The organism is Peribacillus sp. RS7, assembly GCF_041956845.1.
GTDB lineage: Bacteria > Bacillota > Bacilli > Bacillales > DSM-1321 > Peribacillus.
This window is the reverse complement of sequence record NZ_CP168135.1, coordinates 1595704-1615223: the sequence shown is the minus strand read 5'-3', so window position 1 is coordinate 1615223 and position 19520 is coordinate 1595704. Positions and strand designations below refer to the sequence as shown.

General features: G+C 41.1%; 24 protein-coding genes. 18 read left to right on the top strand and 6 right to left on the bottom strand.

The features are described from left to right. From ACDZ29_RS08415 to ACDZ29_RS08355, 13 genes are all read left to right on the top strand, one after another. Positions 1-837 carry a MetQ/NlpA family ABC transporter substrate-binding protein gene (locus ACDZ29_RS08415; protein ID WP_370016737.1) on the top strand — a complete coding sequence of 279 codons (837 nt, stop codon included), beginning with the start codon at positions 1-3 and terminating at the stop codon, positions 835-837. A gap of 102 nt (positions 838-939) precedes the next feature. Continuing rightward, entirely contained in the window at positions 940-1143 is a 204-nt protein-coding gene (locus ACDZ29_RS08410; protein WP_081092419.1) for a hypothetical protein, read from the top strand. A 453-nt stretch (positions 1144-1596) separates the two neighbouring features. Continuing rightward, positions 1597-2382, top strand: a complete 786-nt coding sequence (gene sufC, locus ACDZ29_RS08405) for a Fe-S cluster assembly ATPase SufC (protein WP_289314493.1) — start codon at positions 1597-1599, stop codon at positions 2380-2382. Between the two features lie 15 nt (positions 2383-2397). After that, positions 2398-3699, top strand: a complete 1302-nt coding sequence (gene sufD, locus ACDZ29_RS08400; protein ID WP_375090649.1) for a Fe-S cluster assembly protein SufD — start codon at positions 2398-2400, stop codon at positions 3697-3699. Continuing rightward, the gene (locus ACDZ29_RS08395; protein ID WP_375090648.1) at positions 3699-4928 is read left to right on the top strand and encodes a cysteine desulfurase; all 1230 of its coding nucleotides are present in this window, start codon (positions 3699-3701) and stop codon (positions 4926-4928) included. Before sufD ends, ACDZ29_RS08395 begins: the two co-directional genes overlap by 1 nt. Further along, positions 4918-5346 (top strand): Fe-S cluster assembly sulfur transfer protein SufU, encoded by a 429-nt coding sequence (sufU, locus tag ACDZ29_RS08390; RefSeq protein ID WP_034310148.1) that lies wholly within the window; start codon positions 4918-4920, stop codon positions 5344-5346. Before ACDZ29_RS08395 ends, sufU begins: the two co-directional genes overlap by 11 nt. Before the next feature lie 55 nt (positions 5347-5401). Continuing rightward, entirely contained in the window at positions 5402-6799 is a 1398-nt protein-coding gene (sufB, locus tag ACDZ29_RS08385; RefSeq protein WP_289314496.1) for a Fe-S cluster assembly protein SufB, read from the top strand. Positions 6800-7000: 201 nt separating this feature from the next. Beyond that, a complete protein-coding gene (locus ACDZ29_RS08380) occupies positions 7001-7849 on the top strand; it encodes a DUF72 domain-containing protein (protein WP_375091118.1) in 849 nt (282 codons plus the stop codon). An 84-nt stretch (positions 7850-7933) separates the two neighbouring features. Next, on the top strand, positions 7934-8761 hold the full coding sequence (locus ACDZ29_RS08375; RefSeq protein WP_375090647.1) for a sulfite exporter TauE/SafE family protein: 828 nt from the start codon (positions 7934-7936) through the stop codon (positions 8759-8761). 16 nt (positions 8762-8777) lie between these two features. After that, on the top strand, positions 8778-10163 hold the full coding sequence (locus tag ACDZ29_RS08370; RefSeq protein ID WP_375090646.1) for a bifunctional metallophosphatase/5'-nucleotidase: 1386 nt from the start codon (positions 8778-8780) through the stop codon (positions 10161-10163). Positions 10164-10233: 70 nt separating this feature from the next. Then, complete coding sequence (locus ACDZ29_RS08365; RefSeq protein WP_370016733.1) at positions 10234-10527, top strand: YunC family protein; 294 nt, start codon at positions 10234-10236, stop codon at positions 10525-10527. A gap of 266 nt (positions 10528-10793) precedes the next feature. Further along, positions 10794-11006, top strand: coding sequence for a hypothetical protein (locus tag ACDZ29_RS08360; RefSeq protein WP_375090645.1), 213 nt, complete (start codon positions 10794-10796; stop codon positions 11004-11006). Positions 11007-11111: 105 nt separating this feature from the next. Continuing rightward, positions 11112-11237: an HD domain-containing protein gene (locus ACDZ29_RS08355; RefSeq protein ID WP_289326853.1), complete on the top strand. Its 126-nt coding sequence runs from the start codon at positions 11112-11114 to the stop codon at positions 11235-11237. A gap of 186 nt (positions 11238-11423) precedes the next feature. Here ACDZ29_RS08355 and yunB read toward each other — a convergent pair whose 3' ends face one another. Together yunB and ACDZ29_RS08345 are read right to left on the bottom strand one after the other, a co-directional pair. Continuing rightward, positions 11424-12173 carry a sporulation protein YunB gene (yunB, locus tag ACDZ29_RS08350; RefSeq protein ID WP_289326852.1) on the bottom strand — a complete coding sequence of 250 codons (750 nt, stop codon included), beginning with the start codon at positions 12171-12173 and terminating at the stop codon, positions 11424-11426. Positions 12174-12260: 87 nt separating this feature from the next. Then, positions 12261-13250, bottom strand: a complete 990-nt coding sequence (locus tag ACDZ29_RS08345) for a M23 family metallopeptidase (RefSeq protein ID WP_370016730.1) — start codon at positions 13248-13250, stop codon at positions 12261-12263. Between the two features lie 187 nt (positions 13251-13437). Between ACDZ29_RS08345 and lipA the strand changes: the two genes are divergently transcribed. Further along, positions 13438-14352, top strand: a complete 915-nt coding sequence (gene lipA, locus ACDZ29_RS08340) for a lipoyl synthase (RefSeq protein WP_125162574.1) — start codon at positions 13438-13440, stop codon at positions 14350-14352. 43 nt (positions 14353-14395) lie between these two features. Here the strand turns inward: lipA and ACDZ29_RS08335 are convergent, their stop codons facing one another. Continuing rightward, on the bottom strand, positions 14396-15058 hold the full coding sequence (locus ACDZ29_RS08335; RefSeq protein WP_375090644.1) for a YhcN/YlaJ family sporulation lipoprotein: 663 nt from the start codon (positions 15056-15058) through the stop codon (positions 14396-14398). 113 nt (positions 15059-15171) lie between these two features. Here ACDZ29_RS08335 and ACDZ29_RS08330 point away from each other — a divergent pair, with 113 nt between their 5' ends. Next, on the top strand, positions 15172-15447 hold the full coding sequence (locus ACDZ29_RS08330; RefSeq protein WP_034310177.1) for a YutD family protein: 276 nt from the start codon (positions 15172-15174) through the stop codon (positions 15445-15447). Between the two features lie 32 nt (positions 15448-15479). Here ACDZ29_RS08330 and ACDZ29_RS08325 read toward each other — a convergent pair whose 3' ends face one another. Together ACDZ29_RS08325 and ACDZ29_RS08320 are read right to left on the bottom strand one after the other, a co-directional pair. Next, positions 15480-15773 (bottom strand): cytosolic protein, encoded by a 294-nt coding sequence (locus ACDZ29_RS08325; RefSeq protein WP_289314503.1) that lies wholly within the window; start codon positions 15771-15773, stop codon positions 15480-15482. 66 nt (positions 15774-15839) lie between these two features. Further along, complete coding sequence (locus ACDZ29_RS08320) at positions 15840-16106, bottom strand: DUF3055 domain-containing protein (protein WP_061465473.1); 267 nt, start codon at positions 16104-16106, stop codon at positions 15840-15842. 262 nt (positions 16107-16368) lie between these two features. Here ACDZ29_RS08320 and ACDZ29_RS08315 point away from each other — a divergent pair, with 262 nt between their 5' ends. Then, positions 16369-16947 carry a DUF86 domain-containing protein gene (locus tag ACDZ29_RS08315; RefSeq protein WP_353957927.1) on the top strand — a complete coding sequence of 193 codons (579 nt, stop codon included), beginning with the start codon at positions 16369-16371 and terminating at the stop codon, positions 16945-16947. Between the two features lie 23 nt (positions 16948-16970). Further along, positions 16971-17738, top strand: coding sequence for a TIGR01457 family HAD-type hydrolase (locus ACDZ29_RS08310; protein ID WP_289314504.1), 768 nt, complete (start codon positions 16971-16973; stop codon positions 17736-17738). Positions 17739-17798: 60 nt separating this feature from the next. On the opposite strand, the gene ACDZ29_RS08305 is transcribed toward ACDZ29_RS08310, so the two are convergent. Further along, complete coding sequence (locus ACDZ29_RS08305) at positions 17799-18308, bottom strand: phosphatidylglycerophosphatase A (protein ID WP_081112960.1); 510 nt, start codon at positions 18306-18308, stop codon at positions 17799-17801. Positions 18309-18502: 194 nt separating this feature from the next. Between ACDZ29_RS08305 and yutH the strand changes: the two genes are divergently transcribed. Beyond that, positions 18503-19504 carry a spore coat putative kinase YutH gene (gene yutH, locus ACDZ29_RS08300; protein ID WP_289314505.1) on the top strand — a complete coding sequence of 334 codons (1002 nt, stop codon included), beginning with the start codon at positions 18503-18505 and terminating at the stop codon, positions 19502-19504. Positions 19505-19520 lie beyond the last annotated feature (16 nt).

The window sequence follows — 19520 nt, the reverse complement described above, 5'->3', positions numbered from 1 at the left end:
ATGAAAAAGTTTTTAGGATTTGCATTGATTTTAGTGTTATCCATCGCTTTGGCTGCTTGTGGAAGTGAAAAGGATAAAGGCGGCAGTGAAACGGAAAAAGAATCCAAGAAATTAGTTGTAGGGGCATCCAATGTTCCGCATGCTGAAATCCTTGAGGAAGCTAAGCCGCTTCTTGAAGAAAAAGGAATCGAATTGGAAATCGAAACATTCCAGGACTATGTGTTACCAAATAAGGCTTTAAACGATAAGGAATTGGATGCTAACTATTTTCAGCACATTCCTTATTTAGAATCACAAATTAAAGAAAACGGATATGATTTCGTTAATGCAGGCGGAATCCATATCGAGCCAATAGCTCTATACTCACAAAAATATAAAACCATCGAAAAACTTCCTGATGGGGCAACGATCATTCTAAGCAGCTCTGTCGCTGATCATGGGCGTGCTTTATCCCTTTTGGAAAAGAATGGCCTGATCACTTTGAAAGAGGGAATCGATAAAACGACAGCTACAACTAAAGACATCGTTGAAAATAAGAAAAACCTTAAATTCGATTCTGAATATGAAGCGGCTCTGCTTCCTAAAATTTATGAGAGCGGCGAAGGCGATGCTGTTTTGATCAACTCCAACTATGCGATCGATGCAGGTTTGAATCCGATTGAAGATTCAATCGCCATTGAAGATTCTGAATCACCATACGTGAATGTCATCGCTGTAAACAAAGGTGACGAAAACAAAGAAGCAATCAAAGCGCTTGTAGAAGTATTGCATTCTAAAGAGATTCAAGATTTCATCCTTAAAGAATACAAAGGTGCAGTTGTACCGGCGGATAAATAATTCAACAATGACGACCTGATGTAATTCAGGTCGTTTTTTCATGTTTATATATGATAGTAAAAGGGTAGAGAATGATTGAAGGTAATAAAATGATACACAAATTTGAAAGGATGGTTCACTATCAATACTCTGGATTTAAATGTAACAAGCGAAATGGAAAAGGCGATGCAGTCTTCACATGGGATTGGCTACAGTGAGTACAGTAGAAACTTAGACCTCCGTATCGAGGTTGAGAAAGAACGAGATAGGGAACATGAAAAATGCAACAAAATGGTCCTGGACCTGCAACGCAAAATTCACGGCTAAGCATATAAAAGAGTTCTTTAAAAGATCGGTCTGTAGAGGTAAAATGGTAAGTGGTCCAGAAAATAAGGGTTTCCTTATTGGATGAACTTACATAATGCCTTACAGTCCGATTTTTTTATTTTCAAAGCGGAACGTTCATACCATCCGATCGACTCTTTCGGACATATATTAATAAGAACGAAGGTTTGCCGAATAATAAGATAATTTTAACAAAAGCTAAAATAAGGCTTAATATGCTGTAAATAGGCTATATCTGTTAGTATGGTAAGAATAGGACAGGTTTTTAACATGTAAGAAGTGGAAACACCTTTCTATATTAGTTGATTCCAAATTGGATTTGTTATAAAATTGGAATGAGAATAAAATGAGAATGGTTTTACGTAAATTTATAGTAAAGAAAGTAATCTTTACTTTCTGGTAATAAAATAGGAATTAGTTCACGGAGGTATTATTATGTCAGCTTCTACATTAACGGTTAAAGATCTTCACGTATCAATTGAAGGCAAAGAGATTTTAAAAGGGGTAAACCTTGAAGTTAAAGGTGGGGAAATCCATGCAATCATGGGACCAAATGGAACTGGTAAATCCACTTTATCATCAGCGATCATGGGTCACCCTAAATATGAAGTAACAAGCGGAAGCATCACATTCGATGGTGAAGACGTATTGGAAATGGAAGTCGACGAGCGCGCTCGTGCAGGCCTATTCCTAGCTATGCAATATCCAAGTGAAATCAGTGGTGTTACAAACGCTGACTTCCTACGTTCTTCCATTAATGCACGCCGTGAAGAAGGCGATGAAATTTCATTGATGAAATTCATTCGTCAAATGGATCAAAAAATGGAATTCCTTGAAATGGATGAAGATATGGCGCAACGCTATCTGAATGAAGGTTTCTCCGGCGGAGAGAAAAAACGTAACGAGATCCTTCAATTAATGATGATCCAACCTAAAATTGCAATTTTGGATGAGATTGATTCAGGTCTTGATATCGATGCACTTAAAGTCGTTTCAAAAGGAATCAACGAAATGCGCGGAGAAGACTTTGGATGCTTGATCATCACTCACTACCAACGTCTATTAAATTACATCACTCCTGATTATGTACATGTAATGATGCAAGGACGTGTTGTTAAATCAGGCGGTCCTGAACTTGCTGCCCGCTTGGAAGCGGAAGGTTATGATTGGATCAAACAAGAATTGGGCATTGAAGACGAAACTGTTGGCGAAGAAGCGTAAGTAGGAGGATTTGCAATGACTACAGAAACGAAATTACCGTTCGAACAAGAGGATATAAGCTCCTATTCAACTAAAAATAATGAGCCAGCTTGGCTTTCCGAGCTTCGGATTCAAGCGTTTTCTGAATTTGAAAAGCTCCCGATGCCAAAGCCGGATAAAACGAAAATCGACAAATGGAATTTTACTTCCTTCAAAACCCACGCGGTTGAAAGTGAAGCTTTTGCCTCTTTAGAGGAGCTTCCGGAAGAAATCAAATCCATCATTGAAGAAAATGGGAACTTATACATTCAACGCAACAATACGCCGGCATATATCAATCTGTCAGCTAATGTTAAAGAACAAGGCGTCATCTTTACGGATATTATCACAGCGGCCCGTGACCATTCTGAGCTCGTGCAAAAATATTTCATGAAAGACGGCGTTAAAATAGATGAACATCGTTTAACAGCGTTGCATGCTGCATTAGTCAATGGGGGAGCATTCCTTTATGTTCCGAAAAATGTAGAAATCAAAGAACCGCTTCAATCGGTATTCCTGTTGGATAATCCAGATACTACACTTTTCAACCATGTATTGATCGTAGCGGAAGATAACAGCTCGGTAACGTATGTGGAGAACTATTTCTCAAACGTTGAATCTAGCGAAGGTATCGCCAATATCGTAACCGAAGTAATTGCGAATGCAAATGCAAAAGTGGAATACGGAGCGGTCGACACCCTTTCAAAAGGATTTACGACATATGTTAACCGCCGTGGAGTGGCAGGCCGTGACGCACATATCGAATGGGCGCTAGGTCTTATGAATGACGGTAATACGATTTCGGATAACACAACATATTTAATGGGCGATGGCTCACATGGGGATACTAAATCCGTTGTAGTTGGCCGCGGGGAGCAAAAGCAAAACTTCACGACTGCCATCATTCATTATGGTAAGCGTTCTGAGGGGTATATCCTTAAGCATGGTGTTGTGAAGGAAAGTGCATCCACGATTTTCAATGGAATTGGAAAAATAGAGTATGGTGCGACAAAATCCAATGCCGAACAAGAATCACGCGTACTGATGTTAAGTGAAAAAGCACGCGGAGACGCCAATCCAATCCTTTTAATTGATGAAGATGATGTAACGGCTGGTCATGCCGCTTCTGTCGGACGTGTTGACCCGCTTCAACTTTATTATTTAATGAGCCGTGGTATAACAAAGCAAGAAGCGGAAAGACTTGTCATTCACGGATTCTTGGCCCCTGTTGTTAACCAACTTCCTATTGAGGGAGTAAAAAAACAATTAGTAGCGGTCATTGAAAGGAAAGTACAGTAATGAACCCATACGAAATTCGTAAGCTTTTTCCAATATTAGATCAAGAAGTCAATGGTCAGCCATTAGTTTATTTAGATAGTGCTGCAACCTCTCAAAAACCGGCTGCAGTGATTGAAGCGATTGAGCAATATTACCGCGGATACAACTCGAATGTTCACCGCGGGGTGCATACACTAGGAACAAAAGCTACGGATGCGTATGAAGGTGCACGTGAAAAGGTGCGTAAATTCATTAATGCTTCTTCTACTGAAGAGATCATCTTTACCAGAGGTACGACTACTTCTTTGAATACAGTAGCAAAAAGTTACGGTGGAGCAAATGTTAAAGAGGGTGACGAAATCGTCATCTCTTACATGGAGCATCATAGTAATATCATTCCGTGGCAACAGCTTGCCAAAGAAAAAGGCGCGGTACTGAAGTACATTCCACTTCAAGAGGATGGAACGATTTCCCTTGATGATGTGAGGGCTACAATTACGGATGCAACGAAAATCGTTTCCATCATGCAGGTTTCGAATGTACTTGGTGTTATCAATCCTGTGAAGGAAATCGCGAAAATTGCCCATGATCACGATGCTGTAATGGTAGTCGACGGGGCACAAAGTACACCTCATTTAAAAGTGGATGTCCGCGATTTGGATTGTGACTTCTTTGCCTTCTCAGGTCATAAAATGGTCGGTCCGACTGGTATCGGCGTATTATATGGTAAAAAAGAATTACTGGAAAAAATGGAGCCGATTGAATTTGGCGGGGAAATGATTGATTTTGTAGGTTTGTATGAGTCTACATGGAAAGAACTCCCGTGGAAATTCGAAGGCGGAACCCCTATCATTGCTGGTGCGATCGGCATGGGGGCTGCGATTGATTTCTTGGAAGAAATCGGCTTGGATAAAATTGAGCGGCATGAACATAAACTCGCCGCTTATGCAATGGAAAAAATGTCTGCAGTTGAAGGACTTACCATATACGGTCCAAAAGATGCAGAAAAACGTGCGGGCGTAGTAACCTTTAATATTAATGACGTACATCCACATGATGTCGCTACCGTACTTGATGCAGATGGAATTGCTGTCCGTGCCGGTCATCACTGCGCACAGCCATTAATGAAATGGCTTGACGTGTCATCGACAGCAAGAGCAAGTTTCTATCTCTATAACACGGAAGAAGATATTGATAAGCTTGTGTCCGGGCTTGTTAAAACGAAGGAGTATTTCAGCAATGTCTTTTGATAACTTAGATACACTTTACCGTCAGGTCATTATGGATCATTATAAGAAACCACGTAATAAGGGTATGCTTGAGGATGGCAGCATGACAATTGATATGAACAATCCAACTTGCGGCGATCGGATTCGTTTAACGATGAAGATTGAAGATGGAAAAGTCAGCGATGTTAAATTCGATGGTGACGGTTGTTCGATATCCATGAGTTCAGCTTCCATGATGACTCAAGCCATAAAGGGCAAAGACGTAGATACTGCTTTAGCGATGTCCGAGACTTTTTCCTTAATGATTCAAGGAAAAGAATACGATGATGAGATGGACCTTGGGGATATTGAAGCCCTTCAAGGTGTTTCTAAATTCCCTGCCCGAATCAAGTGTGCGACGCTGGCTTGGAAGGCCATGGAAAAGGGATTGAAGGAATAATTAAATTAAAATGAGCTGTTGTAATTCAGCCATTTGAAATGGAGGAATACGAGCTATGGCAAAGAAAATGCCTGATATCGGCGATTATAAATATGGCTTTGCGGATAAAGATGTTTCCATCTTCCGTTCAAAGCGTGGTCTGACAAAAGAAATCGTGGAAGAAATTTCTCGAATGAAGGATGAACCGCAATGGATGCTTGATTTCCGTTTGAAATCATTGGAGCATTTCTACAACATGCCAATGCCTCAATGGGGCGGCGACATGCAAAGCTTGAACTTTGATGAAATCACATACTATGTTAAACCATCAGAGAAATCAGAGAAATCCTGGGATGAAGTTCCTGATGAAATCAAACAGACTTTTGATAAATTGGGAATTCCTGAAGCTGAACAAAAATACCTTGCAGGCGTATCTGCTCAATATGAATCAGAAGTGGTTTACCATAGCATGAAAGTGGAATTGGAAGATATGGGTATCGTGTTTAAAGATACGGACTCAGCACTTCGTGAAAATGAAGATATCTTCCGTGAGCATTTTGGAAAAACGATTCCGCCGACTGACAATAAATTCTCGGCATTGAATTCTGCAGTTTGGTCAGGTGGATCTTTCATCTATGTACCAAAAGGCGTTAAAGTGGATACTCCGCTTCAAGCTTATTTCCGAATCAACTCTGAAAACATGGGTCAATTCGAACGTACGCTTATCATTGTTGATGAAGGCGCATCCGTTCACTATGTAGAAGGTTGTACAGCACCTGTTTATACAACTAACTCCCTTCATAGTGCGGTTGTTGAGATCGTCATTAAAAAAGATGCTTACTGCCGTTACACGACGATCCAAAACTGGGCAAACAACGTGTTTAATCTGGTTACGAAACGTGCGGTTTGTGAAGCAAACGCAACAATGGAATGGATTGATGGTAACATCGGTTCTAAATTGACAATGAAATATCCTGCTGTCATCTTAAAAGGTGAAGGCGCTCGCGGTATGACATTATCCATTGCCATTGCCGGTAAAGGCCAACACCAAGATGCTGGAGCTAAAATGATTCACCTAGCGCCAAATACATCTTCAACCATTGTATCAAAATCAATTTCTAAACAAGGCGGTAAAGTAACATACCGCGGTATCGTTCACTTCGGACGTAAAGCCGATGGGGCTCGTTCCAACATTGAATGTGATACATTAATCATGGATAATCAGTCTACATCTGATACAATCCCTTACAACGAAATTTTGAATGACAACATTTCCCTTGAACACGAAGCGAAGGTTTCCAAAGTATCTGAGGAACAATTGTTCTACTTGATGAGCCGCGGAATTTCTGAGCAAGAAGCAACGGAAATGATCGTAATGGGCTTCATCGAACCATTTACAAAAGAACTTCCAATGGAATATGCGGTTGAAATGAACCGTCTGATCAAGTTCGAAATGGAAGGCTCCATCGGTTAATATCCGACTGGCCTGCCTGTAAGGCGATTTAGAATAACCATTCATACAAAAGCCTGCCGGGTCTGCCTGGCAGGCTTTTGTATTTGGAAAGTGATATATGACACTCTTATACCAAAGATTAAATATGGCTCAATAAGGGTAAAAAATAATAAAGGAAGAAGTCAGGAAATGGGGACTGTCCCGAGAGGAGTGATGGTGCAGATGATTTATGTTGGCGTGACAGGTTGGGGGGATCATGATAGTTTGTATCATGGCGGTGTGTCCCAACGTGATAAACTCAAAGAGTATGGGGCTCATTTTCCCATTGTGGAGGTGGATGCCTCATTTTATGCAGTCCAGCCAAAGAGGAACAGTGAAAAGTGGGTATCAGAGACGCCGGCATCATTCAAGTTTGTCGTCAAAGCCTATCAAGGGATGACAGGACATCAGCGTGGGGAGATCCCATTTGAAAGTAAGAAGGAAATGTTCAAGGCATTTCGCGACTCTCTGGAAGCTTATCAGAAGTCAGGGAAGCTCGCGATGGTCTTATTTCAGTTTCCGCCATGGTTTGATTGTAAGCGTGAAAACGTGAATTACCTGCGATGGTGCAAAGCTGAAATGGGCGATATTCCAGCTGCCATAGAATTTCGGAATCAAAGCTGGTACAGACCAAGCGTAGTCCAGCAAACTTTGGACTTTATCCAAGAGGAAGGCTGGATCCATAGTGTATGCGATGAGCCGCAGGCTGGAGAGGGATCCATTCCTGTCGTTCTGCATGCCACCGATAAAGATAAAACCCTGATACGCTTTCATGGCCGTAACCTGCATGGTTGGCAGAGACCTTCTTCGGGTGATGATTGGCGTGAGGTTAGGTACTTATACCGATATAATCATCAGGAATTGACTGAATGGGTGAAGAAAATAAGGATATTGGAAAAGGAATCCAAGGAGATATATGTCCTGTTCAATAATAACTCAGGCGGAGATGCCGCCGATAATGCCAAACAAATGATTGAGTTGCTTGGTATTGAATATGAAGGACTGGCTCCAAGGCAGCTTGGTTTGTTTTAAAAGGCATTATATAATCAATAAAGAGAAGATGTGACAAGCTAGTAGAGGTGCTATCCTCACAAACAGGAAAAGGCGGATTTCTTCATGGTATGGTTAGTTTTAGTGGGTATCGGATTATTAGCGGGATCAATCGGCTCTCTTGTCGGTCTGGGCGGAGGCATCATCATTGTGCCTTCTCTTTTATATTTAGGTACTTCGACAAATATAATCGATGAGCTGACACCTCAGGTGGCCGTAGGTGTTTCAACCGTTATCATGATTTTCACGGGGTTATCTTCTACTTTATCTTATTTAAAACATAAAGTGGTGGATTATAAGGCAGGCTTAATCTTCTTTATAGGCAGTGCACCAGGTGGCATAATAGGGGCATATGTTAATAAAAACCTTAATGTCGAAGCTTTTTCATTGTACTTTGGGATTTTCATGGTTTTCATGGCTATCGTGTTATTAGTGAAGGACCGGTTGAAGCCAATGGTTTTCAAGCCTGGAAAAGGGAAAATGGTCAAAACGTATAAAACTGAAAATGGACAATCATTTTTTTATGGTTACCACCCCCTTATAGCTGTATTGATTACTTTTTTCGTGGGATTCAGCTCCGGGTTATTTGGGATTGGCGGCGGAGCCTTAATGGTTCCCGTAATGATGCTTCTTTTCTTCTTCCCTCCGCATATGGCTGTAGCGACTTCGATGTTCATGGTATTTCTGTCTTCCATCACTAATTCGATTACGCATATTTCCCTTGGAAATGTAAATTGGCCATATGTTTTTGCCCTGATTCCGGGTGCATGGTTCGGTGCTAAGTTGGGGGCATTCATCAATACGCGCCTAAAAAGCGCGTCGCTGGAAAATATGTTAAAAATAGTGCTGATAATCATTGGTTTACGTCTTATATACCAAGGTATTACAGGATAAACGAGGAGGAAAAATGATGTCAGAAATCATTCATTTATATCACACCAATGATCTCCATAGTCATTTTGAGAATTGGCCTCGTATTGATAAGTTTCTTAAAGATAGAAGACAACTTCATCAAGAAACGGGAGAAGAAGCGATCATACTTGATATAGGTGATCATGTGGACCGCTGGCATCCATATACAGAAGGTACGTTGGGTAAAGGGAATATTGAACTGCTGAATGAAGCGGGCTACCAATATGTGACCATCGGCAATAATGAAGGGATCACCTTACCTCATGATGCGTTAGACTCCTTATATGATCAAGCAAGGTTCAAAGTCTTGGCAGCCAATATTTATTACGGAAATACTGAAAGACCGGAATGGGCGCTGCCATATTGGATACATACAACGGAAAAAGGCACCAAGATCGCCATGATAGGTTTGACAGCCTTTTTTCAAAAGTTTTATTCTGCGTTGGGCTGGGAGATAACAGAACCATTCGCGGAGTTAAAGATACAGCTTGAAAGGGTCAAAACAGAGGCGGATGTAATCATCATCCTTTCTCACCTGGGCATCCATGATGATGAGAGGATGGCAGCTGACTTTCCGGAGATTGACGTCATACTTGGCGCGCATACCCACCATATCCTTCACCAAGGGAAAGTGATCAATGATACACTCCTTTGCGGTGCAGGAAAATATGGTTTTTTTGTTGGACAGGTGGAAATGACCGTCAATCAGGAAAAGAGAATTAGCCAGAAGAGTGCCATTCTATATGATACCAATGACTTTTCGGAATTAGAGGATGAACGGGCATGGATTGAAGCGATGTACCAGGCCGGAGGGGAAATGTTAAAACAGGTCGCAGTGGACTTGCCGGAAGCCTTGGACAATGATTGGTTCAAGGTAAGTGCTTTGACGAAAATCCTTGGAGAGGCCTTAAGGGAATGGAGTCAGGCGGATTGCACCTTTTTGAATGCTGGTCTTCTGCTCGAGGGATTGCCGAAGGGACCAGTCACAAAAGGGGATATTCACAGAATCTGCCCACACCCCATCAATCCTTGCGTCGTTGAAGTAAATGGGAATGAGTTAAAAGAAATCTTAATGCAATCGAGAAATGAGGAGTGGCCTCATATCCAAGTGAAAGGTTTCGGTTTCCGCGGAAAAATCATGGGAGTCATGCAATATGATCAAATTGAATTTAACGAAATGGAGAATGGAATCGTAAATGGGATTCTGATAAAAGGGGAGAAACTGCAGGCAGATAAGTCTTATAAATTGGCAATACCTGATATGTTCACGTTTGGGCACTTTTTTCCAAGTATCCAGCGCTCCAATCGTAAGAAATACCTATTACCAGAATTCTTGCGGGATATCCTTTTATGGAAGTTGAAAAAAATGTATACGGATGCCTAACGCTAAATCACGGTTTCGCCCTTTTTTTCATAAAGTATGGGGAAGAAAGGGGCGAAACCAATTGATTAGCATGATACCTATAATACTTAATAATCATACATTCCTAGCCATTTCAGTCCGACTTCCCAAAACGAATTTACTTGCTGTCGCGTCCGAAAAAGGGTATATAATGTGCGGTGCGTTAGATGTAGGACTGTTGAATGATAAATTGAGAGATCGTAAAATCCTTGCAGGAAGGGCCACAGGAGTTAAATCGATTGAAGAGCTTTTGGAAGCGCCGCTTGAATCAGTTACCTGGGAGGCCGTGGAAAAGGGCATTCATCCAGGAATGATTGGTAAAGAAGCATTAATCAAGATGATTTGAAAAGGTGGGCTTTCTTTTACCCAGAAGGGGGCCTTGTTTTTTACCAAAGATTTTTTCAATAATGGATTCATTTATCAAATTATTTTCCGATAACCCTTATAAGGGAAAGAAATGGTTTGATTTATAAATATTGAATGGGGAGATGGAGTCCAAGAATGAGGCTAACTATCACAAAGACCCTAAGCCCTGGAGCCAGGCTCGGAAAAAATATCTATAATGAGCGGGGCCATATCCTATTATGTGAAGGTCTTATATTAACTTAGAAAATGATCAATCGACTGATGTCCCTTAATATTCCCTTTGTTTACATCCAAGATTACAGGACGGATGACATTATTCCAATGCCTCCAGTATCCGGGAAACTAAGGAGAGAAGCCATTAATACGATTGAAACCACATTCCTGGACATGAAAAACAAAATCAACCTTGATGGATCGTTCACGATAGAGCAGGCTAACGTCAAGTCATGGACGAGCTGAATAGGAATAAAGAGTTAATGACTTTATTGGCCGAAGTTTATACAAACGACGACTACATCTTTACTCACTCCTTCAATGTGACCTTATTATACCCTGGCGATCGGGATGGAATTGAACATTAATGAAAAGAATCTCGAAATTCTTGGGCTGGGCGCGATTTTACATGATGTCGGCAAAATGCTCGTACCTTTGGAAATCCTTCGTAAACCCGGTCAGCTCAGAATTGAATGATGGGAGAAAAGGGGTGATATCAGCTCAAAATGAGGGGATAGGGGACTGCCCAATGATCAGGATACTTCAAGAAAATGGGGAACAGATAAAAGTATGAAATGGACTTGAATAAAAACCTGCATTTGCTGATCATGAAATGTCTCAATATACAAGAACCAGCCTAACCACAAGGATAAGCTGGTTTTATTATTCCTTGTTTTCCTTCATGATGGCAGGTGCCAACGAACCGTTTCCGTTACTATAATAACTTGGTACATCACCTTCAATTAGCAGACTGCCGACTGTCACTTCCTGACTTACCTTGGTCTCCTTTGTGAAAGAGGGGATGACGATTTGAATATTGACATCAAAATCCACAATCAATTCATAATACACATTATTGATGCCTGCGTTTGTCAGTTTTGTCCTCAAATCCGATTCAACATTGCCGATGACTGACATTTTCACGGGGATTTCAGGTCCGTAGTTGGAAAGGAGGTTATTCCCGGTCACGACACCCAAAGGTATATAATAGACCACACTTTTATATTGTTCATCATTTATTTTGGCTGAACCCGTTTTAAAAGGATTTCCCTTTTTGATGCCAAGCTTCTTTTGAATATCCTTCGTAATGCTAGCGCGCAATTCGCTGTATATGACCGGATTGAAGCTATAGGATGAACTGGAGTCCTTACCACCCTCGTTGTTGGTGATGATTTTGTTCATATCCACCTTGGCTATATTCTCATCAACCGATTCATGAATCGTTTCCGTTGCAATCCGTTTGATTTCATATTCGGCTACACTCATGATCACGGGTTCGATTGATTTATCAACGTACCAAAGAGTCATGATGCTGGTTATGATAAAAAGGATAAAGGAATAGAGAAATACTTTTCGGGTGGGAAGAGGCCCCTTCTTTCGGAATTTCTTTGTTCGAAATCTTTTTCGGAACACGCTTTAGCCCCCTTTACTAATACCTATGCATCAAGTTCAGGGGTTTATGTTCGAATCAAAAAAAAGCAGCGTAAAATTCATCGCCGCTTACTTTTTCTTTTTAGCTAAATCCTTCCTTTCCCACATTTTCAAATAGGGGTAAGGGTCAAAGCTCCATTCCGTGATTCCGTTGTCTTTGTACATTCCGTAATGAAGATGCGGAGGGAATTTCCCTGAAGTTCCCGGAGGGCCGTAACCTGTACTGCCAACACCTCCGATGACTTGCCCGGGCTCGACGATCTGTCCGACTTTCAATCCTTTGGCAAAACCGCTTAAATGAGCAAAGTAATGATACGTATTATTTAAATCCCGTATCCCGATCCGCCAACCGCCAAATTTATTCCAGCCTTTCATTTCGATGATTCCATAGCTCGTTGACCGAACGGGAAGGCTATAATCCGCAAATATATCAGTACCCTCATGGATTCTCCTTCCGCCCCATCCACGAGCGCTTCCCCATGTATTCAAATACGTATAATGAGTCCGTACTGGAACGGGGAAGGCCTTTTCCTGTAAATCCAGCCGGCCATATTTCTTATAAATCTCGGCATTGCCGATAATGATGCTGACGGCTTTATCTCGTTTATAATAATCCCACAAGCCGATCCGGATATTATCTTCATCTGCACCATAAGTATGGAGATGCTTCGAAAAAGCATATAAGCGATCGGTATCATTAGTAATATCAGCTTTGCCATCACCATTCCCATCCTGGCCAAGCCCATCAAAAAATGTGATCGTGAGCGGGTTCACGTCGTTCAAGTCAGGATTGAGGGCACCGCTCCACTTTGAAGGCTCGATGTTGATGCCTATTAAACCCTTTGCCGGCTCTAAATCCCGTCGGGCAGCCCTTAGGCTGTGCTCATATTGATCAGCCCCAGCAAGGTAATACCATGGGATTTGGAGGGTAGCCTCCATATTTTTGTATAGCTCCATTCTCCCGGCATAAGCTTCAGGGGTATCGGCAGCTTTAGCCACTTGGCTTGGTGCATTCAAAATAAACAAACAAGTTAGGGTAAGAAGGAATAATTTTTTCAACGGGGCAGGCTCCTTTCATGTCACTCTCCGTATTTATAAAGACATCAGTCCATCATCTTTTATAGTTTTGCTGATTTAGCTATAAACATGAAAAATAAATAATGGGAAACCAACTATAACTTGTATAAATGCTTTTTTATTGTTAAAGTAGGGTGTGTTAATTTCTATAGAATGGAGTGGCATTTTCATGTCTTCTACAAATAAAGAAATTCTTCGTAAACCAGATTGGTTAAAAATAAAGCTTAATACTAATGAAAATTACCTCGGTTTAAAAAATATGATGCGCGAAAAAAATCTTCATACTGTCTGTGAAGAGGCGAAATGTCCAAATATTCACGAATGCTGGGCAGTGAGAAGAACGGCTACATTCATGATATTAGGTGAAATCTGTACAAGGGCTTGCCGTTTTTGTGCTGTTACAACCGGACGACCTAATGAATTGGACTGGGCCGAACCGGAGCGTGTTGCCGATTCCGTCGTATTGATGAATTTAAAGCATGTCGTCATTACAGCTGTTGCCCGTGATGATTTAAAAGATGGAGGCGCTGAAGTTTTCGCTGAAACGGTCCGTGCCATCCGACGCAAGAATCCATTTACATCGATTGAAGTATTACCGTCGGATATGGGTGGGGTGCATGAAAATATTAAGACTTTGATGGATGCTAAACCAGACATTCTGAACCATAATATAGAGACAGTCAGAAGTTTATCCGACCGTGTACGGGCTCAAGCCAAATACGAACGTTCATTGGAGCTTTTAAGAAGAGCCAAGGAACTGTATCCGGAGATTCCGACAAAGTCGAGTTTAATGGTTGGCCTTGGTGAAACGCGGGAGGAAATCCTTGAAACGATGGATGACCTAAGGGCCAATAATGTGGATATCATGACGATCGGCCAGTATTTGCAGCCGACTAAAAAGCATTTGAAGGTGCTGAAATACTATACGCCTGAGGAGTTTGCCGAATTGAAAGAACGTGCATTGGAAAAAGGCTTCAGCCATTGTGAATCCGGCCCGCTTGTCCGTTCTTCCTACCATGCGGACGAACAGGTTAATGCTGCGGCAAAGCATAAACAAACCAAAGGTGAAGAATTATTGAAATAGAGTGAAATAAAGGACCGAAAAAATTCGGTCCTTTCATTTTTAATTAACGGTTATCCATTTTTTGATGGATGTTATCGTGATGATCCCTTTTATCGTTAATCATTTCCCCATTTTCATTTTCCCCGTCACTCATTTTGTATCCTTGAGGCGATTTCAGCATTCTTTTGATGGTTTGTTCAATCGTATAGTCGATCCCTTTGCTGCCGGATTTCAATGTAGAGAAATTCTCGACATCTTGGGCAAGGTTTTGATAATCATCACTAACATAGACATGATAGTAGCGAGGCACGATGGACATGGCAGTACGTTTAACTTGGTCTGCGGTTTCAGTCCGATCCTTGGTATTGGTATCATATACGACAAGAACTTCCTCGTCGGTCACCAGAGTAGCCGCATCATTGACATTAGGAATCTGAACACTCAGTTTTGAAATGACATCAGACAGTTGTTCCCGGTCAATGGAAGCATCCTTGTTGGAAATATTACGGCCGTCAATGGTTGCACTATTTGTGCGGGTAAAACCGAAATCATCACTTTTGTTGTCATTATTACGATAATCCTCATCATAATATTGAGTTGGGTTGTTTACGTTTGTTGGGTTGCCGGCATTGTTTTTTGCACCGAGCCCCTGATCCTCTTCTTTATCAGCACATCCAGTTAGTGCAATAATCGAACTTAAACCTATCGTTATTAGCGTTTTTTTCATCAATAACACCCCCATAACTTTAGGATGAACATATTTCTCTATTTTTCGCTTAGTAATTGATGGGGAATCAGTTATAATTTAAAGAAGGAATGTATTTATGAGAGGTGAAAACAATGATTAACATCAATAACATGACCTATGAAATAATCGAGGATGAACGGGAAGGCTATAACGAAGAAGCGTTTAAAGCCAGATACAGTGAGATTTTAACGAAGTATGATTATATAGTGGGGGATTGGGGTTACGGCCAATTGAGGCTGCGTGGATTTTTTGATGACTCTAATCAGAAAGCGACCTTCGATACAAAAATAAGCACGCTTAGTGAATATTTATATGAATACTGCAATTTTGGCTGTCCATATTTCGTCGTGAAGAAAATAAAGAAATAAGAAAGGCCAGGATTTACTCTGGCCTTTCCATGTTAAGAGTTTCCATATCCTTTATAAGGAGACTGTTCATCTTTTTCTGGATCATCATGTGTCGGATGAGCACCAGGATATTGTCGAGGTAAGTCTTCGTGCAAGGATTTATTTTCATAATTAAAGGCACTTTGATAGCGTTGCCCTTCCTGCCACGGGGTGTTTTTATTCTGAACTGGTGCATCTTTTGCTATGGATGATCCAAAAGGTCCTTCGGGAAATTCTTCAGGAATTAAATAATCCCGCTGTTTTTCGACATTGGAGAAATCGTGGTATATTTCCTCTTCTTTGCCCAAGGTAATCCCCCCTCATGTAATCGTACATTCAGTAGGTTATCCCGTTTAAGAAAAAAACGTCGGCTTTCAGACGATTTCCATTAAAAAGTGACTTAGTTCTTCGGCTTCCGCTTCTGACAACTGAAAGGCATGCTCAAGATAGCCTTCCTCTTCTAAATCATCAGGTCCAATAATCGCAAAACGGTTACTCTGCATATTTAAGACAAGTTTCTTCCCATAAAAACGATCGGTTGTCGTAATGGCCAGATCGAATCTTGATTCCTCTCCCATGAAACTTATGAACCGGGTTTTTGAATCAACCACGTCATTGTATAAATAAAAACGATCTTCCATAGTATCATTCCCTTCTTATCTTCACATTTGTAGTTCCATCATAACAAAGTGACTTCAATAGGGGAACAGACATTTTTCGGGGCTCCCGGCAGGAGGAACTTCGTCACGCCTCATGGTTCCACAGGAAAGTCCGGCAATCTTGCCTTCAGAGTTTTCATTGATTAAAGGAAAATTGTCAAGAATACAAATGGGACCGTAAATTTAGGTTTTTTTATGGCAATGCTTGCATTTTTGCTGCTGTTTAATATAGGGATTGTTTCAAATGGCTGAAGGAATTGAGAGTAAGGGAGAAGCTATGGTATCATCAAGGAATAAGGTTGGTCCGGCACAGGGTTTTACCTATGCCGCTCATTCAACCAATGATTCCCTATATCATCTTAGATCAGAAAGGATCTGGAAAAAAATGTACTTTGTAGACCGCCAAAAGATTGAACAAATATTAGGTTTTCTTGAAAAGCAGCTTGGACTTTTTGAAGGGCATGATAATTGGGATGGAGACCTTTCGGAACTTATCGCTGAAAGGCTTATACATACTTCCATCGATTCCGTGTTGGATGTGGGAAATGCGGTAATTGATGGTTTTATTATGCGTGATCCAGGAAGTTATGAAGATATTATCGATATCCTTCAAGATGAAAAAGTCATTTCAGAAGAAAAAGCGATACAATTCAAAAAGGTTTTGCCGCTAAGGAAAATGCTGGTCCAGGACTTCATTGAAGTCGATCACAACGAACTGCATGCCGTATTCTCGGAAAATATCGAGGCATTCAAGCAATTCCCCGATTTGGTGAGGAACTATTTAACAAATGAATTGGGACCCGTATCAGCTTTTAAAAACTAGTAGCGTTAGGAAGGCGAATTCAAATGAAGTCGTATAAAGGATATTTAATAGACTTAGATGGCACCATGTATCGCGGAACTGAACAAATTGCGGAAGCGGCAGGGTTTATTAATGACCTAAGAAAAAGGGAGATCCCTTATTTATTCGTCACCAACAACTCATCCCGAACTCCGGCACAGGTAGCGGATAAATTGAGAAGCATCGGCATATCAACGGAAGATGATCAAGTTTTCACGACAAGCATGGCCACTGCCAATTACATAGCTGAACAAAAGCAAGATGCATCGGTCTATGTAGTGGGTGAAGAAGGCATCATCGAGGCTCTTAAGGAAAAAGGAATGAAGCTTGTGGATGAACATCCAGACTTTCTGGTAATGGGCATCGATCGCGGCGTCAATTATGAAAAGTTGTCAAAAGCCTGTCTTGCTGTCAGGAATGGCGCTGTTTTCATTTCGACCAATGGTGATATTGCCATTCCTACTGAACAAGGCCTTTTGCCGGGGAATGGTGCTTTGACCTCCGTTGTTTCCGTTTCGACTCAAGTACAGCCGATTTTCATTGGAAAACCTGAATCCGTCATAGTGGAGCAAGCTCTAAGAGTATTAGGGGTACCTAAAGAAGAGACGATCATGGTTGGCGATAACTATGATACGGATATCCTAGCCGGCATTAATGCAGGGATAGATACAATGCTTGTACATACTGGCGTAACGACCAAAGAACGCTTGAAGCAATATAAGGAGCAGCCAACGTATGTGGTGGATACGCTCGACCTATGGCACTTCGAATGAAAAAACCAGGCCTGCGAAAGCAGTCCTGGTTTTTTTATGTCGTTTAATATCATAAGCTCACTATTCTGCATTTTCGGTTCTATGGGCAAGCCGGCTTGAAGCGGCAGCAGCAATTGCCCCAACGATATCGTCTAAAAAGGTGTTCACCTTACCTGTGCTTTTATCGTTTAGATATTTTAAGATACCTGGCTTTTGTTTATCGATGAAACCATAATTGGTAAAGCCGATGGATCCATATACATTCACAATTGAAAAAGCCAATATTTCATCGACCCCATATAGTCCTTCATCTATTTCAATGATGCTCAGTAGCGGCTCCTCGAGCAGTTTTTTCTCAGCTAGAATATCCAACTGAATGCCGGTAAGGATGGCATTTTGGACCTCGCGTTTTGAAAGGACCCGTTCGACATTGTGAAGGCAATCGGACATTTGGAGATTTTCATGGTAGCCAGATTGTAAATACATGACAAGCTCAGCGATATCCTCCAATTTCACTCCTCGTTCAATTAGCCACCTACGAGCCGTTTTTTCAGACATTGATTGTTCAATATTAGCCATGTCATCACCCATTTCTCTATATTTTAAAGGGATAGTTCTATTGCCGGTAGTTTGATTTGATTAAAGTCAAAACCCATGAAAGGGATTTCGATTCGATTTTATAATAAGGTTTCGATAATCATTCAGAAAACGGGTTATTCCACATATATATAAGTATATGAAGTCCAATATTTCTATTATATCCATTTGATGAAGGGGGCCATTCCATGATAGAAGAAATCATTTTTAATAATTATGGTATACAGGTAGGTCATGAAGAAGCCAATAGCAGATTTCCAAGCTTCCGTTCAGGGAATATGGTTTACAGCATCGTTCCCATTGAAAATATGGAGCAGGAGGAATTAGTGGAACGGCATACAATGTCTCAACACATGATTTCACAAGGAGATCGTCACGTATCGGCTTTTGTTCTTGCCAATCATGGAAGTTATGTTTCGGAAGCGGATGAACAATTATTCATCCTTCTTGCCAATCAGGCATTGGAAGGTCCGAAAAATTTCAACCCAGGAAGACGTCTGGCAAGATTCCATCAGCGTGGGAGAAACATTAATGAAACGATTCGAACATGCTCAAGAATCGGTAAATGGAAAGAACTCTGGGAACAAAGGATCGATCAGTTAGAAAAGATTTGGCGGGATAAGCTCAATGCCCATCCTGATAACCAGTTTGAAAAATTATTTATAGAAACCTTTCCCTATTATATGGTCTTGGGTGAAAATGCGATTCAATATTTAGTCGACACGGAAATTGATGATACCCCGCAAATTGTCGATAGTGGAACGGTATGTTATGAACGTTTTTTACATGATACGTGGAAAAGCAATAAATGGATGAAAAATCCGTTTGATTGGGTATTCGACCACGGAACAAGGGATGTCGCGGAATGGGTGAGGGAACACTATTTTCAAAATGTGCATACCCATCAACGTGGCATTGGCCATTTCTTTCACGAATATCAATCCATAGAACCGTTCTCCAGCTTTTCAGCCCGGTTATTATATTCAAGGATGCTATTTCCCATTCATTACTTTGAAACAGTGGAAGAGTATTTTTCAAAAACGACGGAATCAAGGGCGAATGAATTGGAGGATAAAATATCTGCGATCACGAAATCCTCCCAACAATATGAGTCCTTCCTCAAACATTTTTATGAATTGGCGGAGGTTCCGGCCAAGCAATATGATTTGCCTAAAATTGACTGGATTTAGATAAAAACGGGAAAGA